Consider the following 18,927-nt stretch of genomic DNA (forward strand, 5'->3'; position numbering starts at 1 on the left):
CAGGGCGGCCCGCGTCCTTCGATAAACAACCGGGAGGGGGTTCCGCAAGCATCGTGGCCGGCGGTCGCCGCAAGACCGTGCCGCGCCGCTTGCCTTCAACCCCGTTCGGCTGCGCGGGCCAAAGCTTCCATCAGGCCGATCGCTGCCTGCTTGCGGTCGAGATTGAGACCGTCGGTCTCGGCGATGATCCGGTTCACCGCATCCCAGGCTTCGGCATAACCGGCCACCGCACCGGCGCCCTCGGGTGCCTTCGCCCGCATCGCGTCGGCCAGCCACTGCCGTGCGAAATCGGCAACCAGGGAAAGGCTGTCGTCGCCGCGCCGGCCGCCGGCGAGTTCTGCGAACCGGTGCAGCGCACGGCGGTCCAGCCGCGGCAGACCGTTGACGACCTGGACGAAGGCGGCATGCAGAGCCAGCCCTTCGCCTTCCAGGCATTCGGCCGCCCGTCGGACGCTGCCCTCCGCGATGGCTGCGAGCGCGGCTCGGACATCGGCGTCCACGGCGACGTTGAGCGTATCGAGTGCCGCGAGCAGGTCCTGGTCGCCCAGCGGTTCCAGGTTGAGCCGGCGGCATCGCGAGCGGATCGTCGGCAGCAACCGGCCGGGCGCATGGCTCAGCACCAGGAACATGGCGCGTGGCGGCGGCTCCTCCAGCATCTTCAGAAGCGCGTTGGCAGCGTTCGGGTTCATCTCGTCGGCGGCGTCGACGATGGCGATCCGGTAGCCCCGGCCGCCCGCGGATGTCCCGAAGAAGGCACCAGCCCGGCGGACCTCGTCGACAGTCAGCAGGGTCTTCAGCTTCTTCTTGTCCTCGTCCCAGGGTCGGCGGAGGTGGAGAAGATTGGGATGGGCGCCGGCTGCGATCTGGGCCGCGACCCTCGGGTCGACCGGCGTCAGCGGCTCGCCCTCGGCCGGCGGCGCCTTGGTGGGATCCGGATGGGACAGCGCGAACCGGGCGAAGCGGAAGGCGAGCGTCGCCTTGCCGATGCCCTTAGGTCCGGTCATCAGCCACGCGTGGTGCATCCGGCCGGAGCGATAGGCTTCGTGCAGGGTGCGGGCAGCATTCGCATGGCCATGAAGGGCCGTCTGCTCCCGCGGCAGCGGCAGCCCCTCCAGCCAGTCGGCTTCGAACGTGTGATCGACGATCTCCGCCATCCGCTATCGGGTCCGTTTCTCAAGGCCGAAGCGGTCGGCCACGGCGGCCCAGATCGCCTGTCCGACCGTTTGCGCATCCGCAGTGCCGTCGACCACCACGCAGCGCTCCGGCTCGGCCCGGGCGATCGCCAGGAAGCCTTGCCGCCTCGCCTCATGGACCGCGATCGCGTCGGCCTCGAAGCGGTCCGCCGGTTCTGTACCGGCCCGGGCCTTGGCGCGCGCCAGCCCGACGTGCACCGGCAGGTCGAGAATGATCGTCATTGTCGGCATCAAGGCACCAATGGCGGCCCGCTCAAGGTCGCCGACCGTTGCCGGATCGAGCCCCCCTGCCCCGCCCTGGTAGACCCGCGTGGAGTCTGTGAAACGGTCGCAGAGAACAAAGGCGCCCCGGTCGAGCGCCGGCCGGATCGTTTCCGCGATATGGTCGATACGGGCCGCTGCGAAGAGGTAGGCTTCGCCCAGAACGCCGAGCGGCCGGGCGCGTCCGGAGAGAAGCAGCCCCCGGATCGCCTCGGCTGTCGGCGATCCGCCGGGTTCACGGGTGGTCGTGACGTCGAAGCCCAACACGCGCAGTCGATCGGCAAGAAGCCGGACCTGCGTCGACTTTCCCGCCCCCTCGCCGCCTTCGAAGGTGATGAACCTTCCAGCCACCTGCGCTCCGCCCCTATCCGTCGTCCGGGCGTTCCCGGTAATCAGCTTCTACCACCAACCGACGAGGAGTTCGCGAAGTCCGTCACGGGCGCGATTGGCCATGGTCCCGGCCGGGACGTCCGCCGCAGCGACGAGCGGGACCTGCTGGTAAAGGCGCCCATCGACGCGAATCTCCAGCATGGCCACCGTGGAACCGGCGGTCACGGGTGCGCGGATCGGGCCATCGTAGACCACCTTGGCGCGGAACTCGTCCCGTTCTCCGTTCGGCAGCGTCACGTCCACCGAGGTCTTTCCCTTGACCGCCACCCGTGTCTCGGTGCCGCCGAACACGCGAACCGTGGTGACGACGACGTCCGCCGGATAGAGAGTGACGCGGGCGAATTCCGCGAAGGCGGCGTCGATCAGCGCGCGCACTTCCGCGTCGCGCTCGGCGGGCGACTTCAAACCGCTGGCGAGCACCAGCATCCGTCGCCCGTCCCGTTCCACCGTCACTACCGCCCCGAACCCGTCCGTTTCGTCATAGGCCATGATCATGCCCGAGACGCCCGGAATATCGCGCAGGAAGGTCGTCTTGTTGGTCTGCAGGATCTTGTTCCACTCGAACTCGGCAAGCCGATAGAGGCCGAAGAGATCCGGCCGATCGGTCTGGACATGGGCTACCAGCCTGGCAATGTCGGACAGGCTGGTCCTGGCGCCCTTGGCGTTCAATCCGGTGGGATTCACGAACCGGGTCTGCCGCATGCCGATCGCGCGGGCGAGATCGTTCATCCGCGCCGCGAACGCCTCCTCGGTACCGCCGATGCCTTCAGCCAGAATGATCGCCGCGTCGTTGGCGTACTGGACGACGAGGCCCTTGAGCAGCGCGTCGACGGGCACGGACGACCGGACGGCGGCGAACATGGTCGTCACGCGGGCCGGCGCGCCGCCGGTGCGCCAGGCATGCTCGCTGACCTTGTAGGACGTCTCCGGTTGGACCTCACCCTTGGCCAGAGCGTCCGCGACCACGGCAGCGGTCATCAGCTTGGTGAAGTTGGCAGGCGCGAAGGGGCGTTCGGCCGCCTTGCTGTAGAGGATGGAGCCGGTTCCGGTCTCCACGATCATGGCGCGCGGAGCAGCCGTTTCCACTGCGCCGGCCATGGTCGTCAGCGTCAGGAGCCCAAGGCAGAAGACCAGGAACAGCTTCACGTCGGCCTCGAAAGCCCCCGAACGATCGTCGCCGGCCGGTACGGACGGCAATCAGCGAACCGCGCGCGCGCCCGCAGCACCTGCCTGAACCGCAGCCGCAACGGCGTCCTCGACCGCGACGCCCGGTACCAGAGCTGCGATCCGCACGCGCTTCATGATCTTGCCGCCCACCTCCACATCGTCGATGGCGACTCGGCCGATACCGGCGAGCGCATCCGCCACGCGATCGGCGTTCTCCGGATTCCCGAACACGCCGACCTGAACCACCGTGTCGGGCAGAGTGCGATTGGATGCCCTCTCCAGGCTCTTGGCGAGATCACCGAGCGACACGCCGGAGCCGACGGCCTCCACGGCCGCATAGGCGAGGTCGACGCGCTCGGCCGCATAGGACGAGCGCGGCGGCGCGGCCTCGGGCAGCGGCACCTGGAGGCTCGGCTGTCCCTGGATCGCACCTTGATCGAAACCGATCGGCTGAGCCCCGACCTGGAATGAGTTGACCGTGAAGCCTGCCAGCGTCGGGCGGATGGTCTCGGCGGCTGCCGGTGCGGCGGCGACCTGGATCGGCTGGCCGCCGGCCGCGTAGTAGGCGTCGGCCGGGTCGAGCGAGGCGACCATGATGTAGGCTTCTTCCGCCAGCGGAGCCGGGCGGATCGGCGGCAGAGCCGCTGCGACCACCGGATAGGACGGCGCGGCGACCGGAGCGGCAGGAGCCGTCGAAGGCGCGGCCTTGGGCGCGCTTACGCCGGGCAGCGGTTCAGCCGAGGCGACCATCGTTTCCGGCATGCCGATCGGGCCGGGCGCCGGCCCCTGGTAGGAGGCCAGCAGGAAGCTGGAGTCGTCGCCGTCACGCGGCGCGGCGCTGACGTACTCGACCTTCACCTTGGCGATGCCGGCGCGGCGGATCCCGAGCATCTCGGCGGTTCGGCGCGACACGTCCATGATCCGATTGCCGTGATAGGGCCCGCGATCGTTGACGCGCACCATGATGCTGCGCCCCGTGGTCATGCTGGTGACCCGGGCATAGGACGGCAGCGGCATGGTGGGATGGGCGGCAGTCAGCGCGTTGGCGTCGTAGATCTCGCCGTTGGCAGTGTAGCGGCCGTGGAAGGCGTCGCCGTACCAACTGGCGAGGCCAACGTTGCGATAGTCCGGATCGAGGCGGGGCACATAACGTTTGCCGGCAACCGTATAGGGCTTGCCGACCATCTTGCGTCCGCCGCCCTTCGGCACGGCCTCTCCGACCTGGATCACTCGGGGGCTCGGAGCGACGCCGAGCTTGGGATCCACCTCGGACTTGGCAGTCTTGATGGGGGTGGTCGGGACACTGCTGCAGCCCGCCAGGGCGATGCAGAGGAAAACGGAACCAGCGACGGCGGTGAGGAGCGATGGGCCGGGCTTTGCTTTTTCAAGCGAACTCGGAAGCGGCCGCCGTGCGTTCATGTCGTGTACCCTAACTGTCGACGGCAGCAGTCGAGCACACGAGCATTCGCAGACGCATGTGACCATGCATCCGTTCCGCATCGCAGAGCCGCAACCACCGTCCCCACGGTCGTCGCGCCCATAGTCCAGCCGATTGGTTAACTGAACGTTAACAATTCAGGATCGGCTGCCCGGTTCGAGCTGTCGTTCGTTTGACCCCTGCCGGACCGGTTCTCTTTCAAGGCCCGATCCGCGCCTCTCCTTCTAACCCGTCGTCGCGTTTCCAGTAAAGAGTGGTTTCACTGAGCCGTGACAGGACGAAGCACTGGCGCTTTCCGTCGTACCACTCCTGCCATTGCTGGCAGAGCATGTCGGACTCGATCCACCACTTTCCCTTATCCTTCGGCGCCATGAATCGCCCGAGGCCGAGCGCCTCGCCGCTGCCGTCGACCGTGCCGTCGGTCTTGTAGTAGAGCGGGAACTCGCCGCCGAGCGGCGTCTGCAGGTAGATCCGCTTGCCGCGCACGGCCTTGCGGATCTCCGTGCTGGACAACGCAGGCACATCCGCCCGCGCCTCGTCGGCCGGAAACATGGCACCCACCGGCAGCAGCCCGACCAACAGGCTGGACACGATGATCGCCTTGCGGCGTGCCACGTTGAAGCCAGGGAAACCGAGCGCCATGGATATGCCTCCTCTTCGAACGAGACCGCACCGATTCGGCCTCTCGGCCGTCAGGCCGGCCGCTCTATCGTCCGACGATCCCCGGACCGACGGTTCTACGAGGCAAGTCCCGAAACGGTTTTGCCACAGCCATACTGGACACGAGAGCGCGGGATCGGCTAGCAACGCCCTCAGTCGAAGGCCTCCGGCCCCCCGCGGGCCGTTTGCGCGACGGATGGGTGGCCGAGCGGTTTAAGGCACCGGTCTTGAAAACCGGCGAAGGTGCAAGCCTTCCGTGGGTTCGAATCCCACCCCATCCGCCATGTCATTGCGCGACAGCGATACGCTCCGGTCCAAAGCCGCTTCATCCTCGCACAAGCCTGTGCAGGGGTGGCAGCTGTTTGGAGGGATGCAGGGCGTTCTTCTCTGTGCCGAACGTGTGGGCGACATCAGATTGTCGCGCTGGAGTTTCGGCACTTCAACAGCAGTGACGTTATAGAACAAATGCTTACGCATAATTATCATGCATATAGTCATTTAGATTTTCGAAATAGATGCAATTCACAATGTATATCTGTTTTGCAATTAATAGCTCAGTCGGACTAGCCGATGCCCTTGTCGCCCATAGGCCGTTCCTTTCGTCGCGATACGCGGGGGAGTATCGCCATCTACTTCGCGGCGACAATGACGCTCGCGTTCGCCGCGGTGGGTTCAGCCGTGGACTATGGCAGAAGCCTGGCGGTTCAAACGCAAATGCAGCACGCCGCGGACGCGGCTGCTCTCGCAGCAGCGGTTTCGAGCGAAACTTCTGAGCGTGGGCTGAAGGCCGTCGCGGACAAGTTTCTTCTGAAGAATCCGGTCAGCCAGTATCTAAGTTTGCCGGATGCATCAGACCTCAAGTTCATGGACAGGAAGAGCGGTTCTTTCGAATACCAGCTTTTCGGGCGTTCGGAGAACGTGGTGATGTCCCTGTTCGGCTATCCGGTAACCGAGGTTGCCGTCAAATCCGCCGTGAATCTCAATTCGTCAGAGTTGGAATTGGCCTTGGTCCTGGACAACACCTACTCCATGACCACCGTCGGGGCGAACAAGCGAACCCGACTCGAAACGTTGAAGATGGCCAGCAAGGATCTGATTCAGGCTATCAAGCCGAACCCGAACAACAACGTTCGTGTGGCGGTCGTGCCGTTCGTCGATTATGTCAACGTTGGCTTGGAAAATCGGCAAGCACCTTGGATGTCTGTGCCGCCTGACAGCAAGACGGTCGGCGAACGGGTCTGCGAAGTCAAAGACGTATACGAAAAGTTCAACTGCAGGTACGAGGACAAGCAGTGCGAGAAGGACGGCGTATCTGAAGAATGCGAGAAGAAGATCTGTGAGAAGCGAAAAATAGGAACGGAGACGGAGTGCTCCACGCCGACCGAGGAGTTCGAATGGAGGGGCTGCGTCGGATCGAGGCCCGAACCTTTCTCGACCGCTCCCAACGCGGACGGGGTGCCCTATCCGGGGGTCATGAACAAGTCATGCGCCACGGAGGTGACACCCCTGACCTCGATCGAAGGCAGAGCTATCTCGGCGATATCTGCGATGGAGGCCCGAAACGAGACCTACATCACGGCGGGCATGCTTTGGGGAATCAATGTCCTGACGCCCGAAGCGCCCTACACCGAAGGGCGGGCTTTCGACAGCACCAATGAGAACAGGTTTCCGCGCAAGACCATCATTCTCATGACCGACGGAACCAATACCAGATCTCTCAAACAGCCCTATCACAACGGCGAAGACAAAGAGCACGCGGATACGATGCTGCTTGAGGAATGCAATATCGCCAAAAAGCTCGGCATCGAGGTCTTCACCGTTTCGTTCGGTGTCACGGACAAGTCGACAGAAGATCTACTGATGGAATGCGCGAGCAGTCCCGATAAATTCTTCGATACAGACTCTGACGAGGAATTTCTGGAATCGTTCGGCGCGATCTCCTCCGACCTCAAAGGGATCCGGCTTGTGAAGTGAGGGTCCCGCACCGCCGAGGCGGTCGGGATCTGGCCTGCCACGACCATCCGGGCACTCGAGGCTCCGTCCGCCACACGCGTGGCCGGAGGCTCATGAGAGCCAGCCGTCATCAACGGGTACGCGGGCTGTCAGCGCGTCGACAATCGGGGGAATGTCCGCGTCGCGCAGGCAGAGCGGGTTGATCACGATCAGGTTCTGCGCGCGGCGCGAGGCGTCGACGTGGATGCTGGGCCGCCCATCGATCAGAGCGTTGATAAACGCCTCGACGCGGCACTGCGGATCGGCCGGTGCGAGCACCAGAGTGGGCACGCAGGTCCGGTCTTCCGCGCCTTCGATGCGGACCGAAAAGCCCGCGGTCCCGGCGAGCCCTGCCTGGATGTTTCGCAGCAGCTCCAGCCAGCGCGCATGGCGGACCGCGTCGCCCTCCTCGACGAACAGGCGCAGCGCCGTGAGCAGCCCGACGATCTCTTCTTTGCCCACCTTTGCCGACCGCCCGATGCCGTGCGGCGGGACACCCTTCATCCGGCTTCGGTCGATCAGCGTCGACGGCGGCCGCCACATGTCTTCGAAGACGTCGAGGTCGAGATGCTGGAGCGCGGCGGACATCACGAGGTCCCTCCGGCCGCAGAGGAAACCGCTCGCCTGCGGTCCGCCGATCACCTTGCCGCCGGAGAAGGCCACCAGGTCGGCGCCTTCCGCGACGAACCGGCGGAGGTTCGCCTGGGGCGGCAGTTGGGCCGCCGCATCCACGATGACAGGAACGTTGTGGCGAGACGCGAGCGCGGTGACGAGCGGGAGATCCGGCAAAGCGTTCGCGTCCGCCACGTAAAAGATTGCCGCAGTGGCCTCGCAGAGGGCCGCCTCGATCTCCCAGACCTCCGCATCGCGAACTCCGGAGCCGGCGTGCCGGTCCGGCAGCCCGACCTCCACGATGGTCGCGCCGGCCGCGCGGATCGCGTGGTCGTAGCCGTTGCGCTGGCTGCGCACCATGACGATCTCGTTCGGCATGCCCCGCGCATCGGGAAGCCGCGCCATCCGCGCGACGTCCAGCCCCGCCAGGCAGGCCGCTGCCGCCAGCAGCAGGCACGCCGACGCCCCCGCGGCGACATAGCCCGCCTCGGCCCCGGTGATCGCTGCGATTTCGCGCGAAGCGGCGGCTTGCAAGTCCGCCATGTCGACGCAGTGCCGCGCCGCGTCGGCCATCGCCTCGGTCACCTCGTCCCGCATCCGCCCACCGGACAGGCGCGTGGCCGTGCCCTTCGCGTTGATCAAGGTCGGCACGCCGAGGCGATCGTAGACGGACATGGTGTGGTGCTTCCCGGAAGCCCGCGAGGGCTGCGAAACGGACGAGCGATACCGCCCTTCAGGGCGGCGCGATGCGGAAGTCGGCCCCTTCCGGGATCAGCTGCCCGCCGTCCACCACGATCGTCGTGCCGGTGACGTAGCTCGCCTCCTCGGAAGCAAGGTAGAGGAAGGCGTTGGCCACGTCGCGCGGCGTACCGAGCCGCCCGAGCGGGATCGCCGCCTCCATGCTGGCGATGTATTCGGGTCCGCGATGCTCCTGGATCGCCTCGGTCATGATGTTGCCGGGCTCCACGCCGTTGACGGTGATGCCGTAGCCGGAGAACTCCAGCGCCGCCGCCCGGATGAAGCCGTTGATGCCGGCCTTGGTGGCGGCGTAGTGCCCGTGGCCCGGGTTCGTGACGTGCGGGCCGGTGATGGACGAGGTGAACAGGATGCGGCCATAGCGCTGGGCGCGCATCGGCGGCAAGGCGGCGCGGGCCGCATTGAAGGCGCCGCGCAGGTTCACGCCCATCACCCGGTCCCAGTCTTCCGGGCTGGTCTGCTCGATCAGTTGCCAGGGGTAGATCCCGGCGTTCTGGACGATGATGTCGAGCCGTCCGTGTTTCGCGATAGCCGTGGCCACGGCGGCTTCGGCGTCGGAGAGGCTGGAGATGTCGGTACGCACGAATGTGGCGCCGAGCTGGTCCGCAGTCGCCTGGCAATCCGCATCGGTGTCGCCGAGCACCAGCTTGGCTCCCTCCTCCGCGAAACGTTGGGCGATGCCCTTGCCGATGCCGCGCGCGGCGCCGACGATAACGGCCGTACGGCCTTCCAGGCGGCCTGTCATGCTAACCTCCGTCGAACCGACTGCTTGAGCGTGTCGAGCATGACCGCCGCAAGCACGAGCAGGCCATGGATGACCTGGGTGAAGTTGGCCGGCAAGCCCATCAGGTTGATCGCCGTGTTGATCGAGGACAGCAGGAGCACGCCGGCGTAGACGCCTGGCAGCGAACCGACGCCACCCTTCAGGCTGACGCCACCGATCACCACCGCGGCGAAGGCGTTGAACAGCAGTCCCACGCCGAGGTTCGCCGTCGCGCCCGACGTGCGCACCGTCAGCAGCCATCCGGCCAGCCCGGCGATCGCCCCGGCGAGCACGAAGGCGATGACGAGGTTGCGGGCCACGCGGATGCCCGCACGATAGGTCGCAGTCTCGTTGCCGCCGATCATCTTGAGGTGCCGCCCGTAGGGCGTCTTGGCCATCAGGACCGAGAAGACTATGAAGCAGGACACTGCGATCCAGGCAGTGAGCGGCAGGCCAAGCACGCGCTGGATGCCGAACCAGCGGATCGCAGGTGCGAGGTCCTGCGCCGATCGGCCGCCGGAGACAGCGACCACGAGGCCGCGGACCCAGATGAAGGACGCCAGCGTGATGATGAAGGCGTTCATCTTCATCCGCACGATAAGGAAGCCGTTGAGAAGCCCGACCAGGCCGCCGACGGTGATGGCGACCAGCAGAGACACCGGGACCGCCAACCATTCCGGCTGCAGTTGCACGCCGATGCCGATGCCGGCCGAGCAGAACAGGATGCCCACCGCCATCGCCGACAGCGCCGCCACCGACTCCACGGATAGGTCCATGTGGCCGGCGATGATCACCAGCGACAACCCGATCGAGAGCACGCCGAGCACGCTCGACGCTTCGATGATGTTGGCGAAGATGCCAAGCTGGAAGTAGTTCGGAACGAAAGTCGAGAAGACGATCAGGACGAACAGCAGCATGAACCAGACGAGGTTGTCGAGAACGAACTCGATTCCTCGGCGCGTGCGCGGGGTCATTTCCCACCCTGTCGGTTGGATGGCCTCCGGGATGTTCCCGGAGGCCGTTGTCCGGCCTTGTGGTCAGGGCACCGGCGAGATCGGAGTCGCGGGCGGCTTGAGGTTGCCCCAGAACTTCGGATCGTCGACGTTGTCCTTGGTGATCGCGGCGCCGGGGATCTTGATGTTCGGCCCCCAGGCTTCGCCGGTAACCGTCCCCTCGAGCCCGAGGATGTCGTAGGTGCCGGGCTTGATCTCCGCCTTGGCGACGATCTTGTCCATGAACATGGCCACCGCCGCTGCCTGGGCGTAGAGAGGCTGCTCGACCTCGACGTTGAGCCAACCCTTGCGGATGAGATCCAGACCGACGGGCGCACCGTTGGAGCTCATCATCATCACCTCGCCGGGCTTCTTGCCGGCTGCTTCCAGCGAGGCGACGGCGGCCACCGACAGATGCGCCGCGTGGTTGAAGATCAGGTCGATGTCGGGGTTGGAGACGATGGAATCCGCCACGATCGTACCGGCGTTGCTCGCCTCCCACTGCATGGCCGGTTGCGAGATGATGGTGACGCCCGGGAAGGCCTTCATCTTCTCCTCGAAGCCCTTCTGGATATCGAGGGTGTAGGGGTCGCCGGGGTCGCCGAGGACCTGGAGGATCTTGCCCTTCACGTCGCCGTTCTTCTCCTTCAGCAGCCGCTCGGCCTCCGCCGCGGCGACATGGCCGATCTCGATCGTTCCCGCGACGGAGGTGAAGTCCGACATCGTCGAGGTGATCTGCCGGTCGAACTCGACCACCGGGATCCCGGCGGCGCGGGCCGCCTCGATCGACGGCTTCAACGCGTTGAAGTCCACGGCGGCGAGGATGATCGCGGCCGGCTTCAAGGCGATGACGTCGTTCATCTGCGATTGCTGTGCGTCGGTCTTGTTGTCGGCGTTGAGAGTCTGCATCTCGTAGCCGACCTGTTTCAGGAACATCTCAAGCGCGCTGACCGACCCGGTCTGGAATTCGTCGAGCAGCGTCGGGACCAGATAGTAGACCGTGCCCTTGGACTGGGCAGCAGCGGGGACGAGCATGGCGCCGATCAACGCCAGCACTGTCGTCAAACCGAGCAGTAGTCGTTTCATCGTGTTCACTCCTCTGCCGGACTTTTATCGTTTCGCCGCTGCCGGTCCGGTGCCGGCAAGCGCTTCGCCCGTGATCATCCTGATCACGGCATCGGGCGTCGTCTGGTGGGTCGGGACATCTCCGGCGACCACCCCCTGACGGATCACGACGATCCGGTCGGCGACCTGGAAAGCCTGCTGCATGATGTGGGTGATGATCACGACGCCGATGCCCTGGCTGGCGACGTGCCGGATCATCTCCAGGCCGCGGCGGGTCTGCTCGACGCCGAGCGCCGCGAAGGGTTCGTCGAGCAGCACCAGCTTGCCGCCCCAATGAACGAAGCGGTTGAGCTCGATCGCCTGCCGCTGGCCGCCCGAGAGGTGCTCGACGTTGACACGCAGCGACGGGATGCGGGTTCCGGCTTCCGCGAGAGCCTTGGCGACTTCGCGCTCCATCGCCTTCTCGTCGAGAATGGGGATGCCGAGCACGCGGCGCGTGATTTCGCGGCCCATGAAGAAGTTGGAGACGACGTCGACGTTGGTGCAGAGCGAGAGGTCCTGGTAGACCGTCTCGATCCCCATCGCCTTGCCCTCGGCAGGGGTCTTCGCGCGATACTCGCGGCCCTCGAACAGCATACGGCCGGAACTCGCCTCGTGGCCGCCGGCTATGATCTTGACGAGGGTCGACTTGCCGGCGCCGTTGTCGCCGAGCAGCGCGACGACCTCCCCCTTGCCGATCGAGAAGCTCACGCCCTTCAGCGCTTCGATGGCGCCGAAGTTCTTGCGGATGTCCTCCAGGACGAGAAGCGGTTCGGTCATGCGCGCACCTCCCTGCCGCCAATCCTGGTCAGTTCCGGGCCGAACATCTGGCCCTGGCGTGGCGAGAGCGCCCCCCGGACCGCCAAGGCGGCGGCGCCGCGCAGCACTGCTTCGCCGCCCTCGCCGCCGCTGGCGACGACCACCCGCGGCAGGCTTCGGTCGCGGCGAACGGCGATGGAGTTGCCGAAATCGGCGCCCGGCGCGGTGACAGTGTCGAGCAGCCCGGCTGGTGCGTAGCCACCGACGACGATTGTCTCGGGGTCGAACAGGTTTTCGATGGTCCGGACCGCCTGGCGAAACAGCGGGTCGACCGCCTTTGCCCAGGCAGCCTCGCCAAGGCCGCTGCGCCTTAGGGCTTCCAGCGAGACGTAGCGCTCAAGACAGCCCCGATTCCCGCAGAAGCACGGTTCGCCGTCCGGAACGACCGTGATGTGGCCGAGTTCGCCGGCATTGCCCCAATTGCCGCGCAGCACCTCGCCATCATGGACCATCGTCCCGCCGAGGCCGACGCCGAAGAACAGGTAGTAGTAGTCGCGCAGCGCAGTGCCCCGGCCATAGAGCTGTTCGCAAAGCGCAGCGGCAGCCATGTCGGTCTCGACGAAGGCGGCAAGCCCCGTCGCGTCCGCCAGACGGCCCAGGATCTCCGTTCCCTGCCAGCCGGCCATGGTCGTGGAGCCGATGAAGCTCATCGATTCCACGCCGAACGGGCCAGGCATTGCCATGCCGACCCCGAGCAGCCGGCGCGCCGGATCGGCAGCGCGCAGTTCGGCGACAAGATCGCGGATCAGCGCGAAGCCCTCGTCCGGGGTGGCGCGCTCGGCGTCCCGGCGCACCCGAGCGAGAATGTCGCCGCGCAGGTTGATCAGAGCCGCCTCGACGCTGAGCGGGGTGATGTAGACGCCGATGGCGAAACCGCCGTCCGGGTTCACGGCCAGCTTGCTGGGCGGGACGCCCCTGCCCTTAGGCTGTTCACGCTCGGAGACGAGGAAGCCGTCTTCCTCCAGTTCGCGGACGATGGTGGAGACGGTCTGGACGGTCAGGCCGACGCTGTCGGCGATGTCGGTCCGCGCGATCGGGCCCCGGCGCCGGATCAGCTCGAGCACGATCCGCTTGTTGAACGGTCGTCCCGTTTCCTGGTTCGTGCCCTTCAGCATGAGGCCCGCTCCCTCGACATGCAGAGAGTTGCATGGACCCCATATTTCGTCAAACGGTTTTCAGAAATAGGCGGAGATCGGTCTTGGACCCTTTTGCTTCCGGCTTTCGCGGCCCTAGCCGGCCGTTGCGAAGCGGGCGAGGTCCTTGTCGGAGGCGTCGTTCAGGAAGAACACCCGGAGCCGTTCCGCGCTGCGCAAAAGGCAGTCGAGGTAATCCGAACGGTTGCGTCGGGCGTCGGCTCTGGGTGCGACGAGGCAAAGCGTCGCCGCCGCGCGCCCGTCCGGCCGACGCACTGGCACCGCGAAGCAGTGCGTGTAGCTGTCGACGATGCTGTCGAAGGTGAAAAAGCCGTCCCGCGAAGCCTGGCGGACTTCGGCGAGGTAGGTCGCCGGGTCGAGCCAGTCGCCGGAGGGGAGACGGAAGTCCTCCGGCGGGACGAAAGAGAGGATCTCGCCGTCCGAAAGATGATCGAGCAGCAAGCGACCGGAAGCGGTCCAGGGGATCGGCGTCCGTTCGCCGACGCTGGACGAGATGCGGAACGGTCTGGACCCCTCACGCATCATCGCCACGGTATACTTGTTGCCGTCGAGAAGGCAGAACTGCGCCGTCTCGCGCGTCTCCTCGACGATCTCGCCCAGCAGTTCGGAGCAATGGCGCAGCAGGTCCGACTGCTCGGAGTATGCGGCCCCGAACAGGAACAGCTTGCGGCCCAGGAACACCCTGCCCTCTCCGCCCTGGTATTCGAGAGCTTCCAGTTTCAGGAGCACGCCGATCAGTTCGTAGATGGTCGATCGCGGCGCTCCCATGGCGCTCGCGATCTCGTTGGGGCGCATCGGCCGGCGGCTGTTGCGCAGGCAGTCGAAGATGTCGAAGGCCCGCTCAAGTCCGCGGGACCGACGTGTCGTGGCATCATCGACGGGCTTGTCCATGCGGTCTCCTCTGCGCAACGCTCCTGCTTATTTCCGCCGGAAGGCGACGCAGTCAATCTCCACCTTGCAGTCGACCATCATCGACGACTGGACGCAGGCGCGCGCCGGCGGGTTCGCGCCGAAATACTCCGCGTAGACGCCGTTGAAGCTCCAGAAGTCGCGGGGATCGTCGAGCCAGACCCCGACCCGGACGACATCCTCCACGCCGTATCCGGCCTCGTGCAGGATTCCGATCAGGTTCTCGATCGTCTTGCGCGTCTCCGCGACGATGCCGCCGCGGACGATCTCTCCATTCTCCATGGCGACCTGGCCGGACACGTAGAGCCAGCCGTCGGCCTCCACGGCGCGCGCGAAGGGAAGCGGTTGCTTGCCGGCACCGGTTTCGCCGGCTCCGTAACGGGTGATGGACATCGGTGTCTCCTGGATGTGTTCAACTGAAACGGGAGTTCTTGAGGAACTCGGCGAGCCGCTCGGTGGAGGGATTGGCGAACATGGTCTTGGGGTCGCCTTCCTCGCCGATCCGCCCCTGGTTCATGAAGATGACGCGATTCGAGACGTCGAACGCGAACCGCATCTCGTGCGTGACGATCAGCATGGTCATGCCATCACGGGCAAGGTCGGTGATGACCTGCAGAACTTCGGCCACGAGTTCCGGATCGAGCGCGGAGGTCACCTCGTCGAACAGCATCAGGCGCGGGCTCATCGCGATGGCGCGGGCGATCGCGACACGCTGCAGCTGCCCGCCCGAGAGCTTGGACGGCCGGTGGTCCTTGCGGTTGAGAAGGCCGACCCGATCCAGCCAGCCCTCCGCCGTCGCGCGTGCCGCGTCCGCCGGCATCTTCTTGACGAGCGTTAGCCCGAGCATGACGTTCTCCAGCGCCGTCATGTGCGGGAAGAGGTTGAACTGCTGGAAGGCCATGCCGGTCAAGGCGCGTTGGCGGGCGATCTCGCGTTCCGGCTTGCGCCGCCGCCGTCCGCCGTCGGTGAGGTACCCGATCTCCTCGCCGTCGATCCGGATCGAGCCCCCCTCGAAGTCCTCCAGCATGTTGACGCAGCGCAGCATCGTCGTCTTGCCCGAGCCGCTGGACCCTATGATCGAGATCACCTCGCCGGCCTGCACCGTGCAGTCGACGCCTTTGAGAACCTCAACGGATCCGAAGCTCTTGTGGAGGTCCCGGATTTCCAGGAGGGGGGCGGACATAGCGAACCCTTCAGTCGGTCGCGACGCGGCGCTCGACATAGCTGCCGAACCGCTCGATGGCGTAGTTGATCGCAAAGTAGAGCGCCCCGGCCAGGAGGTAGAACTCCAGGCTGTGGAACGCCCGGGAGATGACCTCCTGCGTCCGCAGAAGCAGTTCCGCGACCCCGATCACCGAAAGCAGCGTGGAGGCTTTCACCATCTCGGCTGCGGTGTTGATCCAGGCGGGCAACCCGAGCCGGAGAGCCTGCGGCGCGAGCACGTAGCGGAAGGTCTGGCCGAAGCCGAGACCGATGGCCTTGGCGGCTTCGGTCTGTCCTCGCGGGATCGTCTGCAACGCACCGCGAGTGATCTCGCCAACGTGCGACGAGCAGAAAACGGTCAGCGCCAGCACGCCGGCCTGAAAAGGCGAGAGATCGAGACCGATCGTGGTAAGAATGTAGTAGCTGGCCAGCACCAGCACGAAGACCGGCGTGCCACGGACGAAGTCGGTGTAGAGCCGGCCAGCGAACCGCCATGCGAGGTTGCCGTAGGCAAGCACCAGCCCCAGCCCCACGCCGATCACGGTTCCGCCGGCAATCGCCAGTGCCGAGATCAGCACGGTGGTGCCGAGGCCGTAGAGGATAGGCCAGCGTGCCGACCAGATGAGTTCGAGGATGGTGGGGGATTCCATGCCGGTCACCCCGCCAGCGAGAGGCGAGCTTCGACCCGGCGCAGCAACGCGGCGAGGATCGAGCAGGTGCCGACATAAAGGGCGCTCGCAACGAGCCAGGTCTCGACCACACGGAAACTCTCGACATTGATCTTTCGCGCCTCGAACGTGAGTTCCGGCACGGCGATCGCGGCGGCAAGCGAAGTGTCCTTGAAGAGACCGATGAAGGTGCTTCCGAGCGCCGGAAGCACGGCGCGAAGCATGATCGGCAGGATGATCCGGCGCCGGATCTGGCCCTCGGTGAGGCCGATCGCAAGACCGGCCTCGCGCAGGCCCTTCGGCACCCCGAGCAGGCCGCCGCGGAACACTTCGGCGAGATAGGCGCCGGAGTAGAGCGACAGCGCCAGCACGAAGGAGTTTGTCTTCGAGAGGCGCAGTCCGAGTTGCGGCAAGGTGAAAAAGGAGATCAGCACCAGGACGAGCAACGGCGTGTTGCGGAACACCGTGACGTAGAGGCCGGCCGGCGCGCGAAGCAGGGGTTGCCGCGCGGTTTGCCCGAACGCGAGCACCAGCCCGATGAGGCAGCCGATGCCGATCGAGAGCACGGCCAGGAGGAGGCTGAGGCCGAGGCCGAACAGCAGGTCGTCGAAGCTCCGCCAGACCGCGGAGAAGTTCAGCGTATAGCCCATGGACCCGCCCGGACCTGTGGTGGCGCCGCGCCATGACGGCGCGGCGAGGAGCAACCGAAAAACGCAAAAGCCTTGCGGCGCCGATGGTGCGTGCACCGCCGGCGCCGGTCAGGCCCCGTTATTGGAACTCGACGGGGAATCCGATCGCCGGCGGCGGCAGGTCCTTGCCGAACCACTTCTTGAAGGAAGCCGCATAGGTATCGAACTCGACGCCGGTCATCGCTTCGTGCAACGCGGTGTTGACGAAATTCAGCCAATCCGGATCGCCCCGCCCGACAGCGCAAGCATAGGTCTGCGGGCTCCAGCCGTAGCCGGCATCCTTGTACTTGCCCGGGTTCTGCGTAATGTACCACGCGATCGACGACTGGTCCGTGGCCGCCGCATCCGCACGTCCGGACTCCAGTGCCTGGTAGATCAGGTCGACCGCGTCGTACTGGTCGACGGTCGCCTCCGGAAGCGCCTTGTGGACGAGTTCTTCCGCATAGACGTTCTGCAACACCGCGATCGTCACCGACGATCCAGCCGCCTTCAGCGCGGCGTAGTCGGCGTAGGATCCGCCCTCCTTCAGCATCAGCCCGACGCCTTCCCGGTAATAGGGCACCGTGAAGTTGACCTGCTGCGCACGCTCGCCGGTCACGGTCATGAACTGGCAGGTGATGTCGACCTTGCCCGTGGTGATGTTCGGGATGCGGGCGTCGGATGCCTGGTTGACGAACTCGATCTTCTCCGGATCGGCGAACAGCGCCTTGGCGATAATCTTGGCCACATCGACGTCGAAGCCCTGAAGGGTGTCGTCGGCGCCCTTGAAGTGCCAGGGCGCGTTCGTGCTGCCGGTGCCGACGATCAGCTTGCCGCGAGCCAACACGTCTTCGAGTTTTCCGGCCTGCGCGCCGGTTGCCGCGAGCGCCATGACGACGGCTGAGGAAAGGCCAAGCAATTGCGACTTCATGTTCATGACGCCCTCCAGTTCGATCCCCGATTTGGTATATCCGCTATAATGGACACATGCCTGAAATAGCGGATTGACGTATTAGCCGCGCTGGTTCAAACCTTGTCAAGGCGCGGTTGAAGGGATTTCCCGGCGATGTTGGACGAGCTCGATACACCCGCAGTCTTGGTGGATCTCGCGATCGCGACCGCCAACATCAGGCGTTTCCAGGACTTTGCCGACCGGCGCGGGCTCGTAACGCGCCCCCACATCAAGACCCACAAGCTGCCGCAGCTAGCCCGCTTGCAGATCGAGGCGGGCGCCGTTGGCATCACCTGCCAGAAGATCGGCGAGGCGGAGGCCCTCGTCGCCGCCGAACCCGCTATCCATGACGTGCTGCTTACCTACAACGTCATGGGCGCCGCAAAGCTGGCGCGCCTCGTAGCGCTGTCCGACTGGGTGCGCCTGTCAGTGGTGGCCGACAGCCGTTCCGTGGTCGACGGGCTGTCATCAGCCTTCGCGAGCCGGCCGAACCCTTTGATCGTTTTGGTGGAATGCGACACCGGAGGGCAGCGATGCGGCGTGACCAGCCCGGCCGCTGCAGCCGACCTGGCGGCGGCTATCGAGGAAGCGCCGGGGCTTTGCTTCGGCGGGCTGATGACCTATCCGGCCGCCGGAAAAGCGGCGGATGCCGCGGCCTTTCTCGCGGAGGCCAAGCGGCTGATCGAAGCCGGGGGACTTTCCGTGGACGTCGTCACGTCGGGCGGAACACCGGATATCTGGAAAGCCGAGACCGCCGGCGTGATCACCGAGTATCGTCCGGGAACCTACGTCTACAATGATCGGTCGCTGGTGGCGCGCGGTGTCGCCACGCCAGCCGATTGCGCTCTCACCGTGCTGGCGACCGTCGTCTCGGTGCCGACGCCGAACCGGGCCATCGTGGACGCGGGCTCCAAGGTGCTCACCTCCGACCTCCTCGGCCTCATCGGCTACGGGGAGGTTCTCGGACGCCCGGACATCACGATCGACCAGCTGTCGGAGGAGCACGGCCGCCTTGTATCGGATGGTCCGATCGGGCTCGCGGTTGGCGACCGTGTCCGCATCCTGCCGAACCACGCCTGCGTGGTGACGAACATGGTCGACGCGGTGTCGGTGCTACAGCTGGACGGTCGCGTCGAGACCTGGCCTGTTGTGGCGCGTGGTCGGGTTACCTGACGGTGTCTTGACCGCGCCGCCAGCATCTTTCCCGGAAGCGGACGACGCAACCA

The 18,927-nt window shown here is 65.8% G+C and carries 19 protein-coding genes and 1 tRNA gene; 3 read left to right on the forward strand and 17 right to left on the reverse strand.

What is annotated here, in order from left to right; translation table 11 throughout:
• Positions 1–95: 95 nt before the first annotated feature.
• The 5 genes from HZ321_RS12290 to HZ321_RS12310 form a co-directional block, all read right to left on the reverse strand.
• Positions 96–1,154: a DNA polymerase III subunit delta' gene (locus HZ321_RS12290; protein ID WP_181702661.1), complete on the reverse strand. Its 1,059-nt coding sequence runs from the start codon at positions 1,152–1,154 to the stop codon at positions 96–98.
• A gap of 3 nt (positions 1,155–1,157) precedes the next feature.
• Positions 1,158–1,805, reverse strand: coding sequence for a dTMP kinase (tmk, locus tag HZ321_RS12295; protein ID WP_181702662.1), 648 nt, complete (start codon positions 1,803–1,805; stop codon positions 1,158–1,160).
• A gap of 48 nt (positions 1,806–1,853) precedes the next feature.
• Complete coding sequence (locus tag HZ321_RS12300) at positions 1,854–3,041, reverse strand: D-alanyl-D-alanine carboxypeptidase family protein (RefSeq protein ID WP_181702663.1); 1,188 nt, start codon at positions 3,039–3,041, stop codon at positions 1,854–1,856.
• A complete protein-coding gene (locus HZ321_RS21520) occupies positions 3,042–4,430 on the reverse strand; it encodes a septal ring lytic transglycosylase RlpA family protein (RefSeq protein ID WP_206682778.1) in 1,389 nt (462 codons plus the stop codon).
• Positions 4,431–4,647: 217 nt separating this feature from the next.
• Positions 4,648–5,091 (reverse strand): hypothetical protein, encoded by a 444-nt coding sequence (locus HZ321_RS12310; RefSeq protein WP_244635839.1) that lies wholly within the window; start codon positions 5,089–5,091, stop codon positions 4,648–4,650.
• 212 nt (positions 5,092–5,303) lie between these two features.
• Here HZ321_RS12310 and HZ321_RS12315 point away from each other — a divergent pair.
• Positions 5,304–5,393, forward strand: a tRNA-Ser gene (locus HZ321_RS12315).
• 286 nt (positions 5,394–5,679) lie between these two features.
• The gene (locus tag HZ321_RS12320; protein ID WP_181702664.1) at positions 5,680–7,083 is read left to right on the forward strand and encodes a pilus assembly protein TadG-related protein; all 1,404 of its coding nucleotides are present in this window, start codon (positions 5,680–5,682) and stop codon (positions 7,081–7,083) included.
• Positions 7,084–7,173: 90 nt separating this feature from the next.
• Here HZ321_RS12320 and HZ321_RS12325 read toward each other — a convergent pair whose 3' ends face one another.
• From HZ321_RS12325 to HZ321_RS12380, 12 genes are all read right to left on the reverse strand, one after another.
• Positions 7,174–8,355: a DegT/DnrJ/EryC1/StrS family aminotransferase gene (locus tag HZ321_RS12325; protein WP_206682779.1), complete on the reverse strand. Its 1,182-nt coding sequence runs from the start codon at positions 8,353–8,355 to the stop codon at positions 7,174–7,176.
• 91 nt (positions 8,356–8,446) lie between these two features.
• Complete coding sequence (locus tag HZ321_RS12330) at positions 8,447–9,214, reverse strand: SDR family oxidoreductase (protein ID WP_181702666.1); 768 nt, start codon at positions 9,212–9,214, stop codon at positions 8,447–8,449.
• Positions 9,211–10,206 carry an ABC transporter permease gene (locus HZ321_RS12335; RefSeq protein WP_181702667.1) on the reverse strand — a complete coding sequence of 332 codons (996 nt, stop codon included), beginning with the start codon at positions 10,204–10,206 and terminating at the stop codon, positions 9,211–9,213. The genes HZ321_RS12330 and HZ321_RS12335 overlap by 4 nt, the downstream gene beginning before the upstream one ends.
• 63 nt (positions 10,207–10,269) lie before the next feature.
• Complete coding sequence (locus HZ321_RS12340) at positions 10,270–11,310, reverse strand: sugar ABC transporter substrate-binding protein (RefSeq protein WP_181702668.1); 1,041 nt, start codon at positions 11,308–11,310, stop codon at positions 10,270–10,272.
• Positions 11,311–11,334: 24 nt separating this feature from the next.
• On the reverse strand, positions 11,335–12,108 hold the full coding sequence (locus tag HZ321_RS12345) for an ATP-binding cassette domain-containing protein (RefSeq protein WP_181702669.1): 774 nt from the start codon (positions 12,106–12,108) through the stop codon (positions 11,335–11,337).
• A complete protein-coding gene (locus HZ321_RS12350) occupies positions 12,105–13,262 on the reverse strand; it encodes an ROK family transcriptional regulator (RefSeq protein WP_181702670.1) in 1,158 nt (385 codons plus the stop codon). The genes HZ321_RS12345 and HZ321_RS12350 overlap by 4 nt, the downstream gene beginning before the upstream one ends.
• A gap of 114 nt (positions 13,263–13,376) precedes the next feature.
• Complete coding sequence (locus HZ321_RS12355) at positions 13,377–14,192, reverse strand: IclR family transcriptional regulator (protein ID WP_181702671.1); 816 nt, start codon at positions 14,190–14,192, stop codon at positions 13,377–13,379.
• A gap of 27 nt (positions 14,193–14,219) precedes the next feature.
• On the reverse strand, positions 14,220–14,603 hold the full coding sequence (locus HZ321_RS12360; protein WP_181702672.1) for a RidA family protein: 384 nt from the start codon (positions 14,601–14,603) through the stop codon (positions 14,220–14,222).
• Between the two features lie 19 nt (positions 14,604–14,622).
• The gene (locus HZ321_RS12365) at positions 14,623–15,393 is read right to left on the reverse strand and encodes an amino acid ABC transporter ATP-binding protein (RefSeq protein WP_181702673.1); all 771 of its coding nucleotides are present in this window, start codon (positions 15,391–15,393) and stop codon (positions 14,623–14,625) included.
• A gap of 10 nt (positions 15,394–15,403) precedes the next feature.
• Positions 15,404–16,063: an amino acid ABC transporter permease gene (locus HZ321_RS12370; RefSeq protein WP_181702674.1), complete on the reverse strand. Its 660-nt coding sequence runs from the start codon at positions 16,061–16,063 to the stop codon at positions 15,404–15,406.
• 5 nt (positions 16,064–16,068) lie between these two features.
• Positions 16,069–16,731 carry an amino acid ABC transporter permease gene (locus HZ321_RS12375; protein WP_181702675.1) on the reverse strand — a complete coding sequence of 221 codons (663 nt, stop codon included), beginning with the start codon at positions 16,729–16,731 and terminating at the stop codon, positions 16,069–16,071.
• A gap of 118 nt (positions 16,732–16,849) precedes the next feature.
• Entirely contained in the window at positions 16,850–17,680 is an 831-nt protein-coding gene (locus HZ321_RS12380; protein ID WP_425305401.1) for a transporter substrate-binding protein, read from the reverse strand.
• Positions 17,681–17,815: 135 nt separating this feature from the next.
• On the opposite strand from HZ321_RS12380, the gene HZ321_RS12385 reads away from it, so the two are divergent.
• Positions 17,816–18,874, forward strand: coding sequence for an alanine racemase (locus tag HZ321_RS12385; RefSeq protein WP_181702677.1), 1,059 nt, complete (start codon positions 17,816–17,818; stop codon positions 18,872–18,874).
• Positions 18,875–18,927 lie beyond the last annotated feature (53 nt).

The sequence above is a fragment of the Chthonobacter albigriseus genome (assembly GCF_013839445.1).
GTDB lineage: Bacteria > Pseudomonadota > Alphaproteobacteria > Rhizobiales > Pleomorphomonadaceae > Chthonobacter > Chthonobacter albigriseus.